17 protein-coding genes and 1 pseudogene are annotated in these 16,699 nt (G+C 58.9%); 11 read left to right on the top strand and 7 right to left on the bottom strand.

Annotated features, from left to right (window positions below):
• Positions 1-44: 44 nt before the first annotated feature.
• Positions 45-470 (bottom strand): ribonuclease E inhibitor RraB, encoded by a 426-nt coding sequence (gene rraB / locus AC4IC4_RS02510; RefSeq protein ID WP_008501374.1) that lies wholly within the window; start codon positions 468-470, stop codon positions 45-47.
• Positions 471-569: 99 nt separating this feature from the next.
• Here rraB and argL point away from each other — a divergent pair, with 99 nt between their 5' ends.
• The 5 genes from argL to xynR all read left to right on the top strand — a co-directional run bounded on the left by argL (position 570) and on the right by xynR (position 3,800).
• Complete coding sequence (gene argL / locus AC4IC4_RS02505) at positions 570-665, top strand: putative translational regulatory protein ArgL (protein ID WP_213014347.1); 96 nt, start codon at positions 570-572, stop codon at positions 663-665.
• Positions 635-1,639: an ornithine carbamoyltransferase gene (gene argF, locus AC4IC4_RS02500; protein ID WP_491472086.1), complete on the top strand. Its 1,005-nt coding sequence runs from the start codon at positions 635-637 to the stop codon at positions 1,637-1,639. The genes argL and argF (AC4IC4_RS02500) overlap by 31 nt, the downstream gene beginning before the upstream one ends.
• Before the next feature lie 381 nt (positions 1,640-2,020).
• A complete protein-coding gene (locus tag AC4IC4_RS02495) occupies positions 2,021-2,383 on the top strand; it encodes a hypothetical protein (RefSeq protein ID WP_047742969.1) in 363 nt (120 codons plus the stop codon).
• Between the two features lies 1 nt (position 2,384).
• Positions 2,385-2,819: a DUF3828 domain-containing protein gene (locus AC4IC4_RS02490; RefSeq protein ID WP_032651492.1), complete on the top strand. Its 435-nt coding sequence runs from the start codon at positions 2,385-2,387 to the stop codon at positions 2,817-2,819.
• A gap of 222 nt (positions 2,820-3,041) precedes the next feature.
• Complete coding sequence (xynR, locus tag AC4IC4_RS02485) at positions 3,042-3,800, top strand: DNA-binding transcriptional repressor XynR (RefSeq protein WP_491472085.1); 759 nt, start codon at positions 3,042-3,044, stop codon at positions 3,798-3,800.
• A 4-nt stretch (positions 3,801-3,804) separates the two neighbouring features.
• On the opposite strand, the gene AC4IC4_RS02480 is transcribed toward xynR, so the two are convergent.
• The 5 genes from AC4IC4_RS02480 to AC4IC4_RS02460 form a co-directional block, all read right to left on the bottom strand.
• The gene (locus tag AC4IC4_RS02480; protein WP_491472084.1) at positions 3,805-5,415 is read right to left on the bottom strand and encodes a glycoside hydrolase family 43 protein; all 1,611 of its coding nucleotides are present in this window, start codon (positions 5,413-5,415) and stop codon (positions 3,805-3,807) included.
• An 11-nt stretch (positions 5,416-5,426) separates the two neighbouring features.
• Positions 5,427-6,809, bottom strand: a complete 1,383-nt coding sequence (locus AC4IC4_RS02475) for an MFS transporter (protein WP_491472083.1) — start codon at positions 6,807-6,809, stop codon at positions 5,427-5,429.
• Between the two features lie 226 nt (positions 6,810-7,035).
• Entirely contained in the window at positions 7,036-9,003 is a 1,968-nt protein-coding gene (yagF, locus tag AC4IC4_RS02470) for a xylonate dehydratase YagF (RefSeq protein ID WP_491472082.1), read from the bottom strand.
• Positions 9,004-9,017: 14 nt separating this feature from the next.
• A complete protein-coding gene (yagE, locus tag AC4IC4_RS02465) occupies positions 9,018-9,926 on the bottom strand; it encodes a 2-keto-3-deoxygluconate aldolase (RefSeq protein ID WP_032651481.1) in 909 nt (302 codons plus the stop codon).
• Between the two features lie 242 nt (positions 9,927-10,168).
• A complete protein-coding gene (locus AC4IC4_RS02460; protein WP_491472081.1) occupies positions 10,169-10,621 on the bottom strand; it encodes a YhcH/YjgK/YiaL family protein in 453 nt (150 codons plus the stop codon).
• Positions 10,622-11,296: 675 nt separating this feature from the next.
• Here AC4IC4_RS02460 and arcA point away from each other — a divergent pair.
• The 5 genes from arcA to AC4IC4_RS02435 all read left to right on the top strand — a co-directional run bounded on the left by arcA (position 11,297) and on the right by AC4IC4_RS02435 (position 16,481).
• A complete protein-coding gene (gene arcA, locus AC4IC4_RS02455; protein ID WP_008501384.1) occupies positions 11,297-12,517 on the top strand; it encodes an arginine deiminase in 1,221 nt (406 codons plus the stop codon).
• Positions 12,518-12,527: 10 nt separating this feature from the next.
• Positions 12,528-13,439, top strand: coding sequence for a carbamate kinase (gene arcC, locus AC4IC4_RS02450; protein ID WP_148768609.1), 912 nt, complete (start codon positions 12,528-12,530; stop codon positions 13,437-13,439).
• A gap of 26 nt (positions 13,440-13,465) precedes the next feature.
• Positions 13,466-14,470 carry an ornithine carbamoyltransferase gene (argF, locus tag AC4IC4_RS02445; protein ID WP_119935755.1) on the top strand — a complete coding sequence of 335 codons (1,005 nt, stop codon included), beginning with the start codon at positions 13,466-13,468 and terminating at the stop codon, positions 14,468-14,470.
• A 47-nt stretch (positions 14,471-14,517) separates the two neighbouring features.
• Complete coding sequence (locus tag AC4IC4_RS02440; protein WP_491472080.1) at positions 14,518-15,921, top strand: YfcC family protein; 1,404 nt, start codon at positions 14,518-14,520, stop codon at positions 15,919-15,921.
• Between the two features lie 80 nt (positions 15,922-16,001).
• Entirely contained in the window at positions 16,002-16,481 is a 480-nt protein-coding gene (locus tag AC4IC4_RS02435) for an arginine repressor (RefSeq protein WP_024907261.1), read from the top strand.
• A gap of 3 nt (positions 16,482-16,484) precedes the next feature.
• Here the strand turns inward: AC4IC4_RS02435 and AC4IC4_RS02430 are convergent.
• Positions 16,485-16,602 (bottom strand): annotated as a pseudogene (locus AC4IC4_RS02430) (hypothetical protein).
• On the opposite strand from AC4IC4_RS02430, the gene AC4IC4_RS02425 reads away from it, so the two are divergent.
• Positions 16,582-16,686, top strand: coding sequence for a pyrBI operon leader peptide (locus tag AC4IC4_RS02425; protein WP_022646880.1), 105 nt, complete (start codon positions 16,582-16,584; stop codon positions 16,684-16,686). The pseudogene AC4IC4_RS02430 and the gene AC4IC4_RS02425 sit on opposite strands and share 21 nt — an antisense overlap.
• Positions 16,687-16,699 lie beyond the last annotated feature (13 nt).

The raw sequence follows: 16,699 nt of genomic DNA, 5'->3' as shown, positions 1-16,699 counted from the left end.
TTCTGCCTTGAAAAAGCGGTGGCGCGCGCCACCGCCTGAAACGCTTAGTGACGCACGCCGTCGTCGTCTTCGTCGACGTAATCTTCGTCGTCGCCTTCTTCGCCGTCTTCACCGTTCGGATCTTCGAAGTAGGTTCCCCAGCCGTCGTATTCCACGTCAAACTTCTCGGCCAGGTTCATCAGCTGTTCTACCTGCGCGTCGATCAGCTCCGCCTTCAGCGCGCCTTCGCTCAGGATGTCGCAGCAGATGACGGTGTCGCCCTCTTCCACTTCCAGCTCTTCCGGCTCGGTCACTTCGTAACCCAGCTTGAAGGCTTCCACGGCCATTTTTTCCAGCGCGTCGAAATCATCCGCAGAGAAATGGTGCTCGATGGTGTACAGCGCGTCCGGATCGCTACCGTCTTCCAGCAGCTCTTCAATAATCAGACGCGTCTCTTCGCGTTGCTCTTCCAGTAATTCCGGGTTTGCCATGGCTCAATCCTCTTTAAAGTGCGGCAGATACTTCTATTTTCACACACGGACGGGTTTGCCTCCACCTTTGTTGGAAAGATTTGTGAAACGGGGTTGCAAATGAATAATTACACATATAAAGTGAATTTTAATTCAATAAGTGGCGTTCGCCATGTGAGGATAAAATGTCTGATCTGTACAAGAAACACTTTCTGAAATTGCTCGACTTTACCCCTGCACAGTTCACTTCTCTGCTGACCCTTGCCGCACAGCTCAAAGCCGATAAAAAAAAGGGCAAGGAAGTACAAAAACTTACCGGTAAAAACATCGCGCTCATCTTCGAAAAAGACTCGACCCGTACCCGTTGCTCTTTCGAAGTTGCCGCATTTGACCAGGGCGCACGCGTCACCTATTTAGGGCCGAGCGGCAGCCAGATTGGGCATAAAGAATCAATTAAAGACACCGCGCGCGTGCTCGGGCGGATGTACGACGGCATTCAGTATCGCGGCCACGGCCAGGAAGTGGTTGAAACGCTGGCGCAGTACGCGGGCGTACCGGTGTGGAACGGGCTGACCGACGAGTTCCACCCGACCCAGCTGCTGGCGGACCTGCTGACCATGCAGGAGCACCTGCCGGGCAAGGCGTTTAACGAGATGACGCTGGTCTACGCGGGCGACGCGCGCAATAACATGGGCAACTCGATGCTGGAAGCGGCGGCGCTGACCGGGCTGGATCTGCGCCTGGTGGCCCCGAAGGCCTGCTGGCCGGAAGAGAGCCTGGTGGCGGAGTGCAGCGCGCTGGCGGAGAAACACGGCGGGAAGATCACCCTGACGGAAGACGTGGCGGCGGGCGTGAAGGGCGCGGACTTTATCTATACCGACGTGTGGGTGTCGATGGGCGAAGCCAAAGAGAAGTGGGCGGAGCGTATCGCGCTGCTGCGCGGGTATCAGGTAAACGCGCAGATGATGGCGCTGACCGGAAATCCGGACGTGAAGTTCCTGCACTGTCTGCCGGCGTTCCATGACGATCAGACCACGCTCGGCAAGCAGATGGCGAAGGAGTTCGATCTGCACGGCGGGATGGAAGTGACAGACGAGGTGTTTGAGTCGACGGCGAGCATCGTGTTCGACCAGGCGGAAAACCGGATGCATACGATTAAGGCGGTGATGGTGGCGACGCTTGGGGAGTGATTGACTCCTCTGCGGTCTGGTGCCCTCACCCCGGCCCTCTCCCACGGGGAGAGGGAGAACACCCAGCCCGTAGGCCCGTGCAAGCGAAGCGCCGCCGGGCGATTGAGGCGGTGATGCGGCCTGGTGCCCTCACCCCGGCTCTCTCCCATGGGGAGAGGGAGAAAACCCTAAAAACGACAACAGCGCTATCGTCGGGCAGAAAAATTCATTTTACTGACGCTTTCTCAGATAGGCATTAACCATAATAAGAATTTATGTTTTTATTAACCATTATTTACTGAATAGATAATGGTTAATATCAGGTCATTATCAATTACAAAAAACCGTATATTATCGGCGTAATATTTCCTTATTGCTGCATTTCGTTAATAAGGATTATTTATGTCATGGAATAAGCATGAAGCTGTGTCATACGCCCGTAGCCACGCACTAACCCATACTGGGCACTATTGCGCTCGCGCAATCGCCGCCGCCATTCGAGCTGGAGGGCTTAAAATCGAAGGGGCAAACGCTAAGGATTTCTGGCGTTCTCTTGAAAAAGCAGGGTTCACAAAAGTCTATGGCACTCCTATAGAGGGGGATATCGCGGTGATTGATGCCTTGCCCGGCCCGAATCAGTACGGGCATGTCTGTATTTACGATGGCGCTGGAACCTGGTATTCAGATTTTAAACAGAGAACACTGTACCCGGGGCCAACCTATCGCCAACTCCAGCCAGCCGTAACCTTATACAGGCATTATTAATATGAATAAGCTCATCTTAATTGTGTTATTCAGTACAGCCGCATTGGGGGCCGAAGATTTTCAGATACCGATGCAGCGCGCTCTTGAATTCAATCGCTGGTACATTAAACAAGTGAACAATGATCGTTATCCCATCCAACAGGGAAATGAAATCGATAAGTTCGTTACGGCCAGCACCATGAAAAAATTACGTCATGCAGCCGATCCCCGTTATGCCGACGCTGAATTTTACGAGGCTGATTTTTTTATGAAATCGCAATATATCGGCGAGGACTGGGCTGAGAATGTGGCTATTGATTCGTATGATTCAGACCCGGTCTGTGTAAACGTGAATATCACGTTTGGCAAAAAGACCCAGCACACAGTCATTGATTGCATGGTTAAAGAAGATGGGGTCTGGAAAATCCAGTCTGTCGCCGCTCGGGATAATAATTGATGTCCCCCGCTAACAATAATGTAGCCGCCTTTGTTGCCGGGTGGCGCTGCGCTTACCCGGCCTACACAACCCGTAGGCCCGTGCAAGCGAAGCGCCGCCGGGCGAATCAGGCGACGATGCGGTTTGATGCCCTCCTCTCCCACAACCCGCTCTACTCAATTGATTTTTCACCCCGAAAAAGGTACGTTTTCGCCTTAATTCCAGCGTGGACATACCAACATTATGCCGATTATTCAGTCTGTTGAACGTGCGTTGCAGATCCTCGACCTGTTCAACGAGCAGGCCACCGAGCTTAAGATCACCGACATCAGCAAACTGATGGGGCTGAGCAAGAGTACCCTCCACTCGCTGCTGAAAACCCTGCAGCTTCACGGCTATATCGATCAGAACCCGGAGAACGGCAAATATCGCCTCGGCATGAAGCTGGTCGAGCGCGGCCATTTTGTCGTGGGCTCCATCGATATTCGTCAGAAGGCGAAGGGCTGGCTGACGGAGCTGTCCCAACGTACCGGGCAGACCACCCATCTGGGGATCCTGGACGGGCGTGAAGGGGTTTATATCGAGAAGATTGAAGGCAAGCTGGCGGCCATCGCCTATTCGCGCATCGGCCGCCGACTGCCGGTTCACGCCACCGCCATCGGCAAGGTGTTGATTGCCTGGCTGGGCGAGGCCGAGCTGAACGCCCTGCTGGAGGGCTATCAGTACACTACCTTTACGCCTTCCACCCTCGCCTCTCGTGAAGCCTTAATAAGCGCCCTGGCGCAGACCCGCGAGCAGGGTTACGCCCTGGATAGCGAAGAGAACGAGCAGGGCGTGCGCTGCGTGGCGGTGCCGGTGTGGAACCACGAATCCCGCGTCATCGCCGCCCTGAGCCTGTCGACGCTCACCTCCCGCGTGGACGACGCCGAGCTGGCCCGCTTCCGCGAGCAGCTTCAGCAGGCCGGGCTCGAGCTGTCACGCGCGCTGGGCTACCCGGCCTGAGCCGTTAAACCGGCTCGTAGGTGAAGTAGTCGAAGTCCGCGTGGCAGCCGTCGCCGCTGATGTCCTCGCAGTGCAGCCCCACAAACGCGCCGGTAAAGAAACCGCGCCCGCCGATGTAGTCGTCCGACAGCTTCCACGCCTCATACGTCACCGGCACGGTGTGCCACGTCTCGCCTTCAAACGAGTAGCTGTAGCGGTAGACCAGCGTATCCACGTCCACGCGCAGCCAGACGCTCTCCGCATGTTCCGGCACCGGAATCGGCTGCTCGTGCAGCGGCCACGACGGCACGTTGTGGTCGAGCTGGATCACCTTAATCGTTCTGCCCTGCCCCTCCTCGTAGTCCACAAAGCAGTAGCTCCAGTTTTTGCTGTTGTAGTAGCAGGTCAGCCCCGCGCTCTGCTGGAAGTGGACCGGCGAGAACTGCATCCGCGTCTCCGCCCGGAAGACAAAGTGCTGCCAGCGGCGCGCCACGGTCGACTGGGTAAAGGTCGAGTTGAGCGAGTCGTTGCCGTAGAGCCGTAAGTAGCCCGGGCGCGCGGTGAGCGAGCCGAGGGTGTCGTCGAACGGGATGCGCAGGGTCTGCAGCTCCGGGTCGAGCGAACTGGCGTCGAAATCGTCCCGCCAGCCGTTCTGAACGGCTGCAGGCTGCTCGGCCACCTGTGGGCCTTTCACGGTCAGCTGCGCGTGCTTGCCGCCTTCCACGTACGGCCAGCCATCGCGCCATTCAATGCGGGCGATGCCGGTCTCGCGGCCCAGCGGGCAGTAGCCGCGCCCGCCGGAGGCCAGCAGCGGCACGCCGGGCAGGCGCAGCGGGCGGCTGGTGAGGTAGGCCATGAACCATTCCCCGGTGTGGGTCTGCAGCAGCGAGCCGTGGCCGCTCTTCTGCAGCGGGTTCTCCGGCAGGTGCCAGCTGGTCATCATCGTCACGTCCGGGTGCAGCTCGTACGGCCCGTCGATGGTTTTTGAACGCAGCACCACAACCGCGTGCTCGTAGCTGGTGCCGCCTTCGGCCACCATCAGATAGTACCATCCCGCGTGGCGATACAGGTGCGCCCCCTCGGTGTAGCAGAGCGGCGTGCCGGTAAACAGGGTTTTGCGCTCCGGCGAGAGCGTGCCGGTCTGCGGGTCAAACTCCTGCAACACGATGGTGTTATGCGGGTTGCTGTGGTGGCGCGGCCCCCACGGGCGGTAGAGGTAATATTTGCGGCCATCGTCGTCGTGGAACAGGGACGGGTCAAACCCGCCGTTGCCCATCGGGATCGGCTCGCTCCACGGCCCCTCGATGGACGGCGCGGTGACGAGGAAGTTGCGGCCATTTTTCCACGGCGAGTCGACAATCTTCACGTCGGTGTAGAGCAACCAGAACCTGCCATCGGCGTAGCTCAGGCACGGCGCCCAGATGCCGCCGGAGTCCGGGTTGCCCTTCATGTCCAGCATCGACACGCGGTCCAGCGGGGTGCTGACCAGCGACCAGTTTTTCAGGTCGCGGGAGTGGTAGATGCGCACGCCCGGGAACCACTCGAAGGTCGAAGTGGCGATGTAGTAGTCCTCGCCCTGACGGCACAGGGACGGGTCCGGGTTGAAGCCGGTCAAAATGGGGTTAGTGATTTGCATAGTGCCTCCGGTTAATGGGATGCGGCTGTCGCGGCGTCGGGAACGGCCTCGCCCTGCGCCGCGCGGTGCTTGATCAGCTGCTGGCTGATGGCCTCCACGCGGGCGTCGGTGAGCTTGTAGAACGACAGCATGATGAACATGCCCGCGTAGAGCACCACCGGCACCACGCAGAACAGGATTTTGATGGTGGTCAGCACTTCCACCGGCTGCACGCTGCTGCTGGCGGAGTAGTTCACGTACGCCAGGATCCAGCCCACCACCGCCCCGCCAATCGCCAGGCCAATCTTCAGGCTGAACAGGTAGGTGGAGAACACCAGCCCGTCGAGGCGGCGACCGCTGCGGCTCTCCTCGTAATCCACCACGTCAGAGGCCATCAGCCACTGCAGCGGCGTGGTGGTGTTAAAGACGAACAGGAACAGGATGTTGAGAGCGAAAATCAGCGCGATGTGCTCCGCCGGGGTGACGAAAATCAGCAGGCTGATGAGCGAGTAGGCGACGATGATCCACTTGAAGGCGGTGACGCGGTCGAAGCGCCCCAGCAGTCGGGAGGAGCAGAGCGAGCCAAACATGGTGGCGAGGCTGCCGTAGAGTAAGAACTGGGTCGCCATCTCCGGGTGATCCATCACGTATTTGACGAAGTAGAGCGTCGCCCCGCCGCGCACCACGTTGGAACAGGTCGCCATCATCTTGAACGCGCACATGATCCGCCACTGGCCGTTGCCGAGCAGCAGCTTGAGATCTTTCGCCACCGACGAGCCCGGCTGCACCTCAAAGGTGTAGCGCTCTTTGGTGGTGAAGAAGCAGACGTAGAGCAGCACCACGCCGATCAGGCCCAGCACGCACATGGCGCCGAAATAGCCCACCTGCTCGTTCCCCTTACCGATGATGCTCACCAGCGGCAGGGCAATGCCGCTGATGGCGAGCGACCCCGCCGCCGCCAGGAAGAAGCGCCAGGACTGCAGGGCGTGACGCTCTTTCGGGTCGGCGGTGATGACGCCGGGCATGGCGCAGTAGGGCACGTTAACGAAGGTGTAGACCAGGGTCAGGAGAATGTAGGTCACGCAGGCGTAGATGATTTTGCCCTGCGCGGAGAAGTCCGGCGTGTAGAAGGTCAGCACGCAGACGATGCCAAACGGGATGGCGCCCCACAGCAGGAACGGGCGGAACTGGCCGTGCCGCGTGCGGGTGCGGTCAACCAGCAGCCCCATCAGCGGGTCGGTGACGGCGTCGAGCACGCGGGAGATTAAAAACAGCGTCCCCATAATGCCCGCCGACAGGCCGAAGACGTCGGTGTAGAAGTAGGCCAGCAGGAACATCGTGGCCTGCCAGACGAAGCCGCAGGCGGTGTCACCCAGCCCGTAGCCAATTTTGTCTTTCATGGTTAATTGCGTCATCAGAATTACACCCTTATGTAGTGTGCTGAATTACAACATCGTGTTAATGGAGTGTAATGAGCTGTTCAATTAACCAGCAATGGTCATATCTTATTTCTGAATTACGTTATTTTGCTTTTGTGACGCCAACGATATATCTCAACCTATTGTTTAAAAAAGAAAATTACAGACACACAAAAACCGTCAGCGGAATATTTCCCGCAGACGGTTTTAACGCAGAAAATAATTAAATACCGAGCGCTTTTTTACCGGCGTTAATTACCTCGATAATTTTATCGGTGTCATAAATACAGCCTTTCCAGGTGCCGCCGCTGACCGACTGCAGTGCCGCCCACAGGCGGGTGTCGTCCGGCAAGAAGTCGTGGGCGTGCAGGTCCGGGTGCGTCTGCCGCATTGCCAGCTCGCGCGCGCCCTCCTCCGGCGTCAGCGGGTTGTCCACCGTGCCGATAAAGTTCACGCTGCCCGTTAACGTCAGCCGGTCGACGGCTATCTCGATGATGTCGTTGTCGCGCAGCTTGCCAATCGGCCCGCCCGCCAGCGCCTCCGGCGACACGTGGCCGAAGCAGGCGCCCGTCGACACGCCCGAGAAGCGCGCATCGGTGATTAACGACACCGTCTTGCCCCACGAGATATGCTTCAGCGCGGAGGTAAGCTGATAGGTCTCTTCCATGCCGGTGCCGGACGGACCGCCGCCGATCACCACCATGATATCGCCCTGCTTAATCTCTTCCCGCTTGATGGCCTTGATTGCCTGCGCCTCGGAAACAAACACCCGCGCCCGGCCGGTGTGGCGGTAAACGCCATCTTCACCGACGACCGACGGGTCGATCGCCGTGGCCTTGATCACCGAACCTTCCGGCGCGATGTTGCCCGTCGGGAAGCAAACCGTTGAGGTCAGCCCTTTCGCTTTTGCCTTCTCCGGCGGCAGGATCACGTCATCCGGATCCACGCCATCCTGCTCTCGCAGGCACTGGCGGAAGCGCGCCCGGCGTTCGGACGCCTGCCACCAGTCGAGGTTCTCGCCCACCGTCTGGCCGGTGACGGTCATGGCGTCCAGATGCAGCAGACCGAGATCGCGCAGATGAAGCATCACCTCCGGCACGCCGCCCGCGAGGAAGGCGCGCACGGTCGGGTGATAGTCCGGGCCGTTGGGCAGCACGCTGACCAGGCGCGGCACCTTACGGTTGATGCGCGTCCAGTGTTCAACGTCCGGGATCGTGCACCCCGCCGCGTGGGCGATGGCCGGAATGTGCAGCAGTAAATTGGTGGAGCCGCCGAACGCCGCGTGGATCACCATCGCGTTTTCGATGGCTTTGTCGGTGAGGATATCGCGCGTGGTGATGCCGCGATTATCCAGCTCGCTCACCGCCCGCGCCGACTGGCGGGCGATCTCCAGCCACACCGCCTGCCCGGACGGGGCCAGCGCGGAGTGCGGCAGCGCCAGACCCAGCGCTTCGGCCACCACCTGTGAGGTGCCCGCCGTGCCGAGGAACTGACACCCGCCGCCCGGCGAGGCGCAGGCGCGACAGCCCAGCTCGGCGGCCTCCTGCAGGGAGAGTTCGTGGTTGGCAAAGCGCGCGCCAATGGTCTGCACCTTGCCCGCGTCTTCCCCCACGGTTGGCGGCAGCGTCGCCCCGCCCGGCACCAGAATGGTCGGCAGGTCGTGCATCGCGGCCAGCGCAATCATGGTGGCGGGCAGCCCTTTATCACAGGTGGCCACGCCAATCACCGCCCGACGCGTCGGGAGGGAACGAATCAGGCGGCGAAACACGATCGCCGCGTCGTTGCGGTACGGCAGGGAGTCGAACATGCCGTGCGTGCCCTGAGAACGGCCGTCGCAGGGATCGCTGACGAAGGCCGCAAACGGGATCCCACCGTTGCGGGTGATCTCCTTCGCCGCTGCCTGCATCTGCATGCCGATCTCCCAGTGTCCGGTGTGGTAGCCCAGCGCGACCGGGCGTCCGTCCCCGGCGCGGATGCCGCCCTGGGTGCCGATAATCAGCACCTCTTTGCCGGTCAGCTTGTTGGCGTCCCAGCCCATCCCGGCGTTCTGCGTCATGCCGAACAGGTTGCCGCTGGGGGACTCCATCAGCATCTGCGGGGTCAGCGGCAGCGCGCCCTGCGGCCCCGCCGCGTGGGTGATCACCGCATAAAACGCATCGTCCTGCGGGGTGAAAATCTTCTCGATGGTCATGGTTATCGTCCGGCTCAGCAGAGCTTGAGCTGTTGCAGCAGGGTTTTCAGCTGCGCCTTGCGCGGCGCGTCCAGTGGTGAAGCGGGCGGCAGCACGTGCGTGGAGATCGGGCGGCCGCAGAGCACAATCGCCTCTTTAATCACGTTCACAAACGGCGTATCCAGCTGATACATCTGCGGGATTTGCAGCAGGGTCTGATGATACTCAGCCGCTTTCGCCACGTCTTTATCCCGCCAGGCTTTCAGAAGATTCACCGACACCTGCGGAGCAAAGTTGCCGCTCGCCGAAATCGCCCCGTCGCCGCCGAGCAGCAGGGTATTAAACAGATGATCGTCGTAACCGCAGAGCACGGTGAAGTGCGGGTGAGCGGCTTTGACGGTATGGATCATGCTACGCAGGTGGGCGACGGAGTCGATGGTGTCTTTGATGCCGACGATGTTGCTGCGCGAGTCGGCCAGGGTTTTCACCAGCGCCGGGGTCAGATCCTGCCCGGTCAGCGCCGGGAAGTTATAGAGCATCACCGGCAGCGTGACGCTGTCGGCCACCTGCTCGAAATAGCGGATCAGGTTCGCTTCCGACACTTTCCAGTAGTAGGGGTTGATCACCACGATGCCGTCCGCCCCCGCCTGCTGCGCGTGCTGGCTGAGCGCAATGGTTTCCCGGGCGTTGGTGCCGCCGGTGCCGATCAGCACCGGTACGCGACGATCGACATGATCGATCGCAAACTGGGCAATGGTTTTACGCTCTTCGGCGCCGAGCTGGGAGAACTCGCCGCCGCTGCCCAGGAAGAACAGGCCGTCAACGCCTGCTTTGATCAGATCGTCGATCAGCGCGGCGGTGCCCTGCTTATCGAGCTGGCCGTCGGCGGTAAAGATGGTGGAGACAGGGGGAATGATTCCCGTGAACAACGCGGACTGCGGCATGAGATCTCCTTGCTGAATCATTTTGTTCTACATTATAGAACAGCGTTCATTAATTTAACGATCATACTATGACGCAGAAAAAGGAGAGGTAAATGGGAAGGGAAGAGGGAGTGCGGGAAATTTAAGCTGGATCACATATTGCCCCTCACCCCGGCCCTCTCCCCAAAGGGGCGAGGGGGAAAAGACGGCTCGGAGCAGTCCCCTCTCCCCTGTGGGGAGAGGGTTAGGGTGAGGGGTAAGGGTTACTCTACAAGCATCTTCACCACAACTTTCCTGACCTTAGCAGGTGCCCCCACCGCGCACAGCGGCTTGTGCACCTCGCCCGGCCAGAACACCACAAAATCCCCTTCGCTCAGCACCACGGTTTTCTCCTGCTCGCCTTCCGGCAGGAACGCAATGTCTTTCTCCGCCAGCCAGTCGGTGTCGGGCGTGCAGGGCGGCAGGGTGCTGAAGGTCATCCCCTCCTGGCCCTTCATCACGATCTGAATATCCAGATAGCGCGCGTGGTACTCGGCGCGACGCTCGGCGAAGGGCTGGGTTGTATCTTCAGAGACCAGATAAAACAGGCTGTTGCCGTTGACGTCGTGCTTGCCGAGCGGCGTCGCGTCGGTGACGTGGGCTTTAACGTGCTCAATCGCCTGGCGCAGATCGTCAGGCAGCCAGGACTGCAGATGGTGGATGTTGCCGATAATCATGTTTCAACCCTCAATATAAAACAACGTTTCATTTTTATCTTTTATACGAGAATCCCGGCTGCCATACCACCCTTTTTTGGACGAGGTTTGCGCGAGCGCATGTTTATCGGGAAAGGTGTTAATTCACTGTTAATCCTGCCCGGGCATTTATGCAGGGGTTATGCATAACCTCGATCGGCGCTTATCGCACGGCTGCTCTAACCTCTTGATCATGCTATCTAATTAACAAAACCTGTTGCCGCCTCACACTTTACTGTTTTGATAATTTTCTCTAAAAAACCATAATTATTTATTGATTTTTCTTAAGTCGAAAATAGTTAATTACGTTAATTGCATAGCCATTCTTACGCAGAATATTTATCATTTAAAATCAGTCACATAACAATATATTTCAAAAGATTAAAATCTACAAAATAATAACAAACCCAAATAATGCCACCGGATCCTGCTTAGCTATTCATCCCTCACTAATATGAAATTAATCATTATCTGATGCGAATCATGCTAATGAAAACAAACCGCTTAATATCCATTTTCGCGTGAGCAATATCACAATACGGATTATTTAACTGCCTAGTATGAATTACGAAATCAATTGAGCTTAGCCGCCATGAAATTAAATACGTTACATGGCGCATGCCCTTTTTATTCTGAAAAACAGTTAAAGGAATAATTATGGAAAAGCATTACGTCGGTTCTGAAATTGGTCAATTGCGTAGCGTTATGCTGCACCGCCCAAATTTAAGTCTGAAACGCTTAACGCCATCGAATTGCCAGGAGCTGCTTTTCGATGACGTGCTCTCGGTAGAGCGGGCGGGTGAGGAGCATGACATTTTCGCAAACACGCTGCGCGAGCAGGGTGTGGAAGTCCTGCTGTTGACCGACCTTCTGACACAAACCCTTGATATTGCAGAGGCGAAAGCCTGGCTGCTGGAGACGCAAATCTCCGACTACCGCCTCGGCCCCACCTTTGCCGGCGACGTTCGCGGCTGGCTGGCGGATATGCCGCACCGTGAACTGGCGCGCAGACTGAGCGGCGGATTAACCTACGGCGAAATTCCGGCGGCCATTAAAAATATGGTGGTGGATACCCACACGGCGAATGATTTTATTATGAAGCCGCTGCCAAACCATTTATTTACCCGCGATACCTCCTGCTGGATCTATAACGGCGTTTCTATTAACCCGATGGCCAAACCGGCCCGTCAGCGTGAAACCAATAACCTGCGGGCAATATATCGCTGGCACCCGGCGTTCGCCGACGGCGATTTTATTAAGTATTTCGGCGACGAGAATATTAATTACGACCATGCCACCCTGGAAGGTGGCGACGTATTAGTGATTGGCCGCGGCGCGGTATTGATCGGCATGTCCGAACGCACGACGCCGCAGGGCGTGGAGTTCCTCGCCAACAGCCTGTTCAAACACCGCCAGGCCGAGCGCGTGATCGCCGTTGAGCTGCCAAAACACCGCTCCTGCATGCACCTCGACACCGTCATGACCCACATCGACGTGGATACCTTCTCCGTCTACCCGGAAGTGGTGCGCAAAGACGCCCAGTGCTGGACGCTCACCCCGGACGGACGCGGCGGCCTGCTGCGCACCCAGGAAACCGACCTGCTGCACGCTATCGAGAAAGCGCTCGGCATTAACCAGGTACGTCTGATCACCACCGGCGGCGACGCCTTTGAGGCCGAACGCGAACAGTGGAACGACGCCAACAACGTGCTGACCATCCGCCCCGGCGTGGTGATCGGCTACGAGCGCAACGTCTGGACCAACGAGAAGTATGACAAAGCGGGTATCACCGTGCTGCCCATCCCGGGCGACGAACTCGGACGCGGCCGCGGCGGCGCGCGCTGCATGAGCTGCCCGCTGGAACGCGACGGAATTTAAAGGAGCCATCATGGAACGAAAACCCACTCTGGTTGTGGCCCTGGGCGGCAACGCGCTGCTCAAGCGCGGCGAGCCGCTGGAAGCGGAGATCCAGCGCCAGAACATCGAGCAGGCCGCCCGCACCATCGCCGGGCTGACGGCGCAGTGGCGCGTGGTGCTGGTACACGGCAACGGGCCACAGGTCGGGCTGCTGGCGCTGCAGAACAGCGCCTACGACAAAGTCACGCCCTACCCGCTGGACGTTCTCGGTGCCGAAAGCCAGGGAATGATCGGCTACATGCTCCAGCAGGCGCTGAAAAACAGCCTGCCGCAGCGGGAGGTGAGCGTTCTGCTCACCCAGGTAGAAGTGGACGCCGCCGACCCGGCCTTCAGCAACCCGACCAAGTACATCGGCCCGGTCTACAGCGAAGCCCAGGCAAAAACGCTGGCGGCGGAGAAAGGCTGGGTGTTTAAGGCCGACGGCAGCTACGTCCGCCGCGTGGTGCCGTCACCGCAGCCAAAGCGCATCGTCGAGAGCGACGCCATCACGGCGCTGATCCAGCGCGACCACCTGGTGATCTGCAACGGTGGCGGCGGCGTGCCGGTGGTGGAACACGCCAACGGCTATCGCGGGATTGAGGCGGTGATCGACAAAGACCTCTCCGCCGCCCTGCTGGCGAGGCAAATCGAGGCCGACGCCCTGCTGATCCTCACCGACGCCGACGCGGTGTACCTCGACTGGGGCAAGCCGACCCAGCGCCCGCTGGCACAGGTGACGCCGGAGCTGCTCAAAGGCATGCAGTTCGACGCCGGATCGATGGGGCCGAAAGTGGCCGCCTGCCGCGAGTTTGTTGAAGCCTGCAACGGCATTGCCGGGATCGGCGCGCTGGCCGACGGCGCGGAGATCCTCGCGGGCGAGAAAGGCACGTTGATTCGTAACTGAACACTCATTTTAAAAAGGATTTACCCATGACCATCAACCTGAAAAACCGCAATTTCCTGAAACTGCTGGACTACACCCCGGCGGAGATCCAGTACCTGATCGACCTCGCCATTGAGCTGAAGGCCGCTAAAAAAGCCGGGCGCGAGAAGCAAACCCTGGTCGGGAAAAACATCGCCCTGATCTTTGAAAAAACCTCCACCCGCACCCGCTGCGCCTTTGAAGTGGGCGCGTTCGACCAGGGCGCGCAGGTCACCTATCTCGGCCCAAGCGGATCGCAGATCGGTCACAAAGAGTCGATGAAAGACACCGCCCGCGTGCTGGGCCGCATGTACGACGGCATCGAATACCGCGGCTACGGGCAGGCCATCGTCGAAGAGCTGGGCGAGTACGCGGGCGTGCCGGTGTGGAACGGCCTGACCGACGAGTTCCACCCAACGCAAATCCTCGCCGACCTGATGACCATGCTGGAGCACGCGCCGGGCAAAACTCTGCCGGAGCTGAGCTTTGCCTATCTCGGCGACGCGCGCAACAACATGGGCAACTCCCTGATGGTGGGCGCGGCCAAGATGGGGATGGATATCCGCCTCGTCGCGCCGAAATCCTTCTGGCCGGAAGCGGGGCTGGTTGAGCAGTGCCGCGCCATCGCGAAAGAGACGGGCGCGCGCATCACCCTCACCGACGACGTGGAAGAAGGCGTGCAGGGGACCGATTTCCTCTACACCGACGTGTGGGTCTCCATGGGCGAGCCAAAGGAAGCCTGGGCCGAGCGCGTCAGCCTGATGAAGCCGTATCAGATTAACGCCCAGGTGATGAAGGCCACCGGCAACCCGAACGTCAAATTCATGCACTGCCTGCCGGCGTTCCACAACGAGCACACCAAAGTGGGCCGCGAGATCGAGATGGCGTACGGCCTGAAGGGGCTGGAGGTGACGGAAGAGGTCTTCGAATCGCCGAACTCGATCGTCTTCGACGAAGCAGAGAACCGCATGCACACCATTAAAGCGGTCATGGTGGCGACACTCGGCGACTAATCACCGCCCGGCGCGCCGCGGGGTGCGCCGGGTTTAAGGAGAACATCATGGGCAAGTTTAAGTTTCCCTCCGCTTACACCATTCTCTTTTTTCTGATTGCCGTTGTAGCCGTTCTGACGTGGGTTGTACCGGCCGGGCAGTACCATATGGCAATGAACGAGGCGCTCGGCAAAGAAGTGCCGATTGCCGGAACCTACGCGCACGTAGCGGCGCATCCGCAGGGGCTGGTTTCCGTCCTGATGGCGCCCATCGCCGGGCTGTACGATCCGGTCTCCGGCCAGGCCGGGGCGATCGACGTGGCGCTGTTTATTCTGATCATCGGGGGATTTCTCGGGATCGTCACCAAAACCGGGGCGATTGACGCCGGGATCGAGCGCGTCACCACCCGGCTGCGCGGACGCGAGGAGTGGATGATCCCGATCCTGATGGCGCTGTTTGCCGCGGGCGGCACCATTTACGGCATGGCCGAAGAGTCGCTGCCGTTCTACACCCTGCTGGTGCCGGTGATGCTGGCCGCCCGGTTCGATCCGGTTGTCGCCGCCTCCACCGTGCTGCTCGGGGCGGGGATCGGCACGCTGGGTTCCACCATCAACCCATTTGCCACGGTCATCGCCGCCAACGCCGCCGGGATCCCCTTCACTAACGGCATCGCCCTGCGCGTGGCGCTGCTGGTCATCGGCTGGATCATCTGCGTGGCGTGGGTAATGCGTTACGCCCGCAAGGTGCGCAAGGATCCGTCGCTGTCGATCGTCGCAGACAAACAGGAAGAGAACCGCGCCCATTTCCTCGGCAACAAGGGCGAACAGTCGCTGGAATTTACCCCAGTGCGCAAAATCATCCTGGTGATTTTCGCCCTCGCCTTCGCGGTGATGATTTACGGCGTGGCGGTACTGGGCTGGTGGATGGCGGAGATATCGGCGGTGTTTCTCGCCAGCGCGATTATCGTCGGCCTGATCGCCCGCATGAGCGAAGAGGAGCTGACCTCGACGTTTATCAACGGCGCGCGAGATTTGCTGGGCGTCGCGCTGATTATCGGCATCGCGCGCGGTATCGTAGTGATCATGGATAAAGGCATGATTACCCACACCATTTTGCACAGCGCCGAGGGGATGGTTACCGGGTTATCGACGGTGGCGTTCATCAACGTGATGTACTGGCTGGAAGTGGTGCTGTCGTTTCTTGTGCCTTCTTCGTCCGGCCTGGCCGTTCTGACGATGCCGATCATGGCGCCCCTTGCCGATTTCGCAAACGTCAACCGCGACCTGGTGGTCACGGCCTACCAGTCGGCGTCCGGCATCGTTAACCTGGTCACTCCCACCTCAGCCGTCGTAATGGGCGGGCTGGCGATCGCCCGCGTGCCCTACGTGCGCTATCTGAAATGGGTAGCGCCGCTGCTGGGAATATTAACGGTAGTGATCATGGTGGCGTTGAGCCTGGGTGCCTTGTTGTGATTTGCCGGATGGCGCTGCGCTTATCCGGCCTACGGATCGGTGCGGTGCCACCGGTTATTTCGGGAACTGATATGGGAACTATGATGGATTACGAAGAGTACTCTCCCAAAGAACAACTACAGCTGACGGTCTGCCAGCGTCTGATAGCAGAAAAGAGCTATCTCTCCCAGGAGGAGATCCGCCGGGATTTGCAGGAGCGTGGTTTTGAGACCATCAGCCAGTCCACCGTTTCACGTCTGCTTAAATTGCTCGGTGTCATAAAAATTCGAAATGCCAAAGGGCTAAAGATTTATTCGCTGAATCCCCAGCTGCGCCCTGCCCCCGACGCCGCGCGTACCGTGTCCGAAATGGTGGTCAGCGTCGAGCATAATAGCGAGTTTATCCTTGTTCATACCGTCGCCGGATATGGCCGCGCGGTGGCGCGTATTCTGGATTATCACCAGCTGCCGGAAATTTTAGGCGTGGTGGCTGGCAGCAGTATCGTCTGGGTCGCTCCCCGGGTCGTGAAGCGCACCGCGCTGGTGCATAAGCAAATTAATTATTTACTCAGAACGAATTAATATTCATAAAGAACCGTTTGCATTGAGTAAAGCGTGCATTAAATCGCTTGATCCGAAAAGCGAGCTGCGTATAATGCCCGACAATTTGCCGGGAGGAAGCATGGTCAAGCGTGTACGACATAACGTCTTACCGCGTCTGAAATCAGACGCTGGCCTGCCGTTTTTCTTCCCGTTGCTAAACCTATTCCCAGAGCCCCTCATTTGAGGGGCTTTTTTTT

Source organism: Enterobacter sp. Taxon_2 (assembly GCF_058355295.1).
This window is presented reverse-complemented; position numbering and strand designations above follow the sequence as displayed.

Excerpts from the sequence above, each read along its gene's own strand:
- rraB (WP_008501374.1), bottom strand. The coding sequence starts at position 470 with ATGGCAAACCCGGAATTACTGGAAGAGCAACGCGAAGAGACGCGTCTG.
- argL (WP_213014347.1), top strand. The coding sequence starts at position 570 with ATGAATAATTACACATATAAAGTGAATTTTAATTCAATAAGTGGCGTT.
- argF (WP_491472086.1), top strand. The coding sequence starts at position 635 with ATGTCTGATCTGTACAAGAAACACTTTCTGAAATTGCTCGACTTTACC.
- AC4IC4_RS02495 (WP_047742969.1), top strand. The coding sequence starts at position 2,021 with ATGTCATGGAATAAGCATGAAGCTGTGTCATACGCCCGTAGCCACGCA.
- AC4IC4_RS02490 (WP_032651492.1), top strand. The coding sequence starts at position 2,385 with ATGAATAAGCTCATCTTAATTGTGTTATTCAGTACAGCCGCATTGGGG.
- xynR (WP_491472085.1), top strand. The coding sequence starts at position 3,042 with ATGCCGATTATTCAGTCTGTTGAACGTGCGTTGCAGATCCTCGACCTG.
- AC4IC4_RS02480 (WP_491472084.1), bottom strand. The coding sequence starts at position 5,415 with ATGCAAATCACTAACCCCATTTTGACCGGCTTCAACCCGGACCCGTCC.
- AC4IC4_RS02475 (WP_491472083.1), bottom strand. The coding sequence starts at position 6,809 with ATGACGCAATTAACCATGAAAGACAAAATTGGCTACGGGCTGGGTGAC.
- yagF (WP_491472082.1), bottom strand. The coding sequence starts at position 9,003 with ATGACCATCGAGAAGATTTTCACCCCGCAGGACGATGCGTTTTATGCG.
- yagE (WP_032651481.1), bottom strand. The coding sequence starts at position 9,926 with ATGCCGCAGTCCGCGTTGTTCACGGGAATCATTCCCCCTGTCTCCACC.
- AC4IC4_RS02460 (WP_491472081.1), bottom strand. The coding sequence starts at position 10,621 with ATGATTATCGGCAACATCCACCATCTGCAGTCCTGGCTGCCTGACGAT.
- arcA (WP_008501384.1), top strand. The coding sequence starts at position 11,297 with ATGGAAAAGCATTACGTCGGTTCTGAAATTGGTCAATTGCGTAGCGTT.
- arcC (WP_148768609.1), top strand. The coding sequence starts at position 12,528 with ATGGAACGAAAACCCACTCTGGTTGTGGCCCTGGGCGGCAACGCGCTG.
- argF (WP_119935755.1), top strand. The coding sequence starts at position 13,466 with ATGACCATCAACCTGAAAAACCGCAATTTCCTGAAACTGCTGGACTAC.
- AC4IC4_RS02440 (WP_491472080.1), top strand. The coding sequence starts at position 14,518 with ATGGGCAAGTTTAAGTTTCCCTCCGCTTACACCATTCTCTTTTTTCTG.
- AC4IC4_RS02435 (WP_024907261.1), top strand. The coding sequence starts at position 16,002 with ATGATGGATTACGAAGAGTACTCTCCCAAAGAACAACTACAGCTGACG.
- AC4IC4_RS02425 (WP_022646880.1), top strand. The coding sequence starts at position 16,582 with ATGGTCAAGCGTGTACGACATAACGTCTTACCGCGTCTGAAATCAGAC.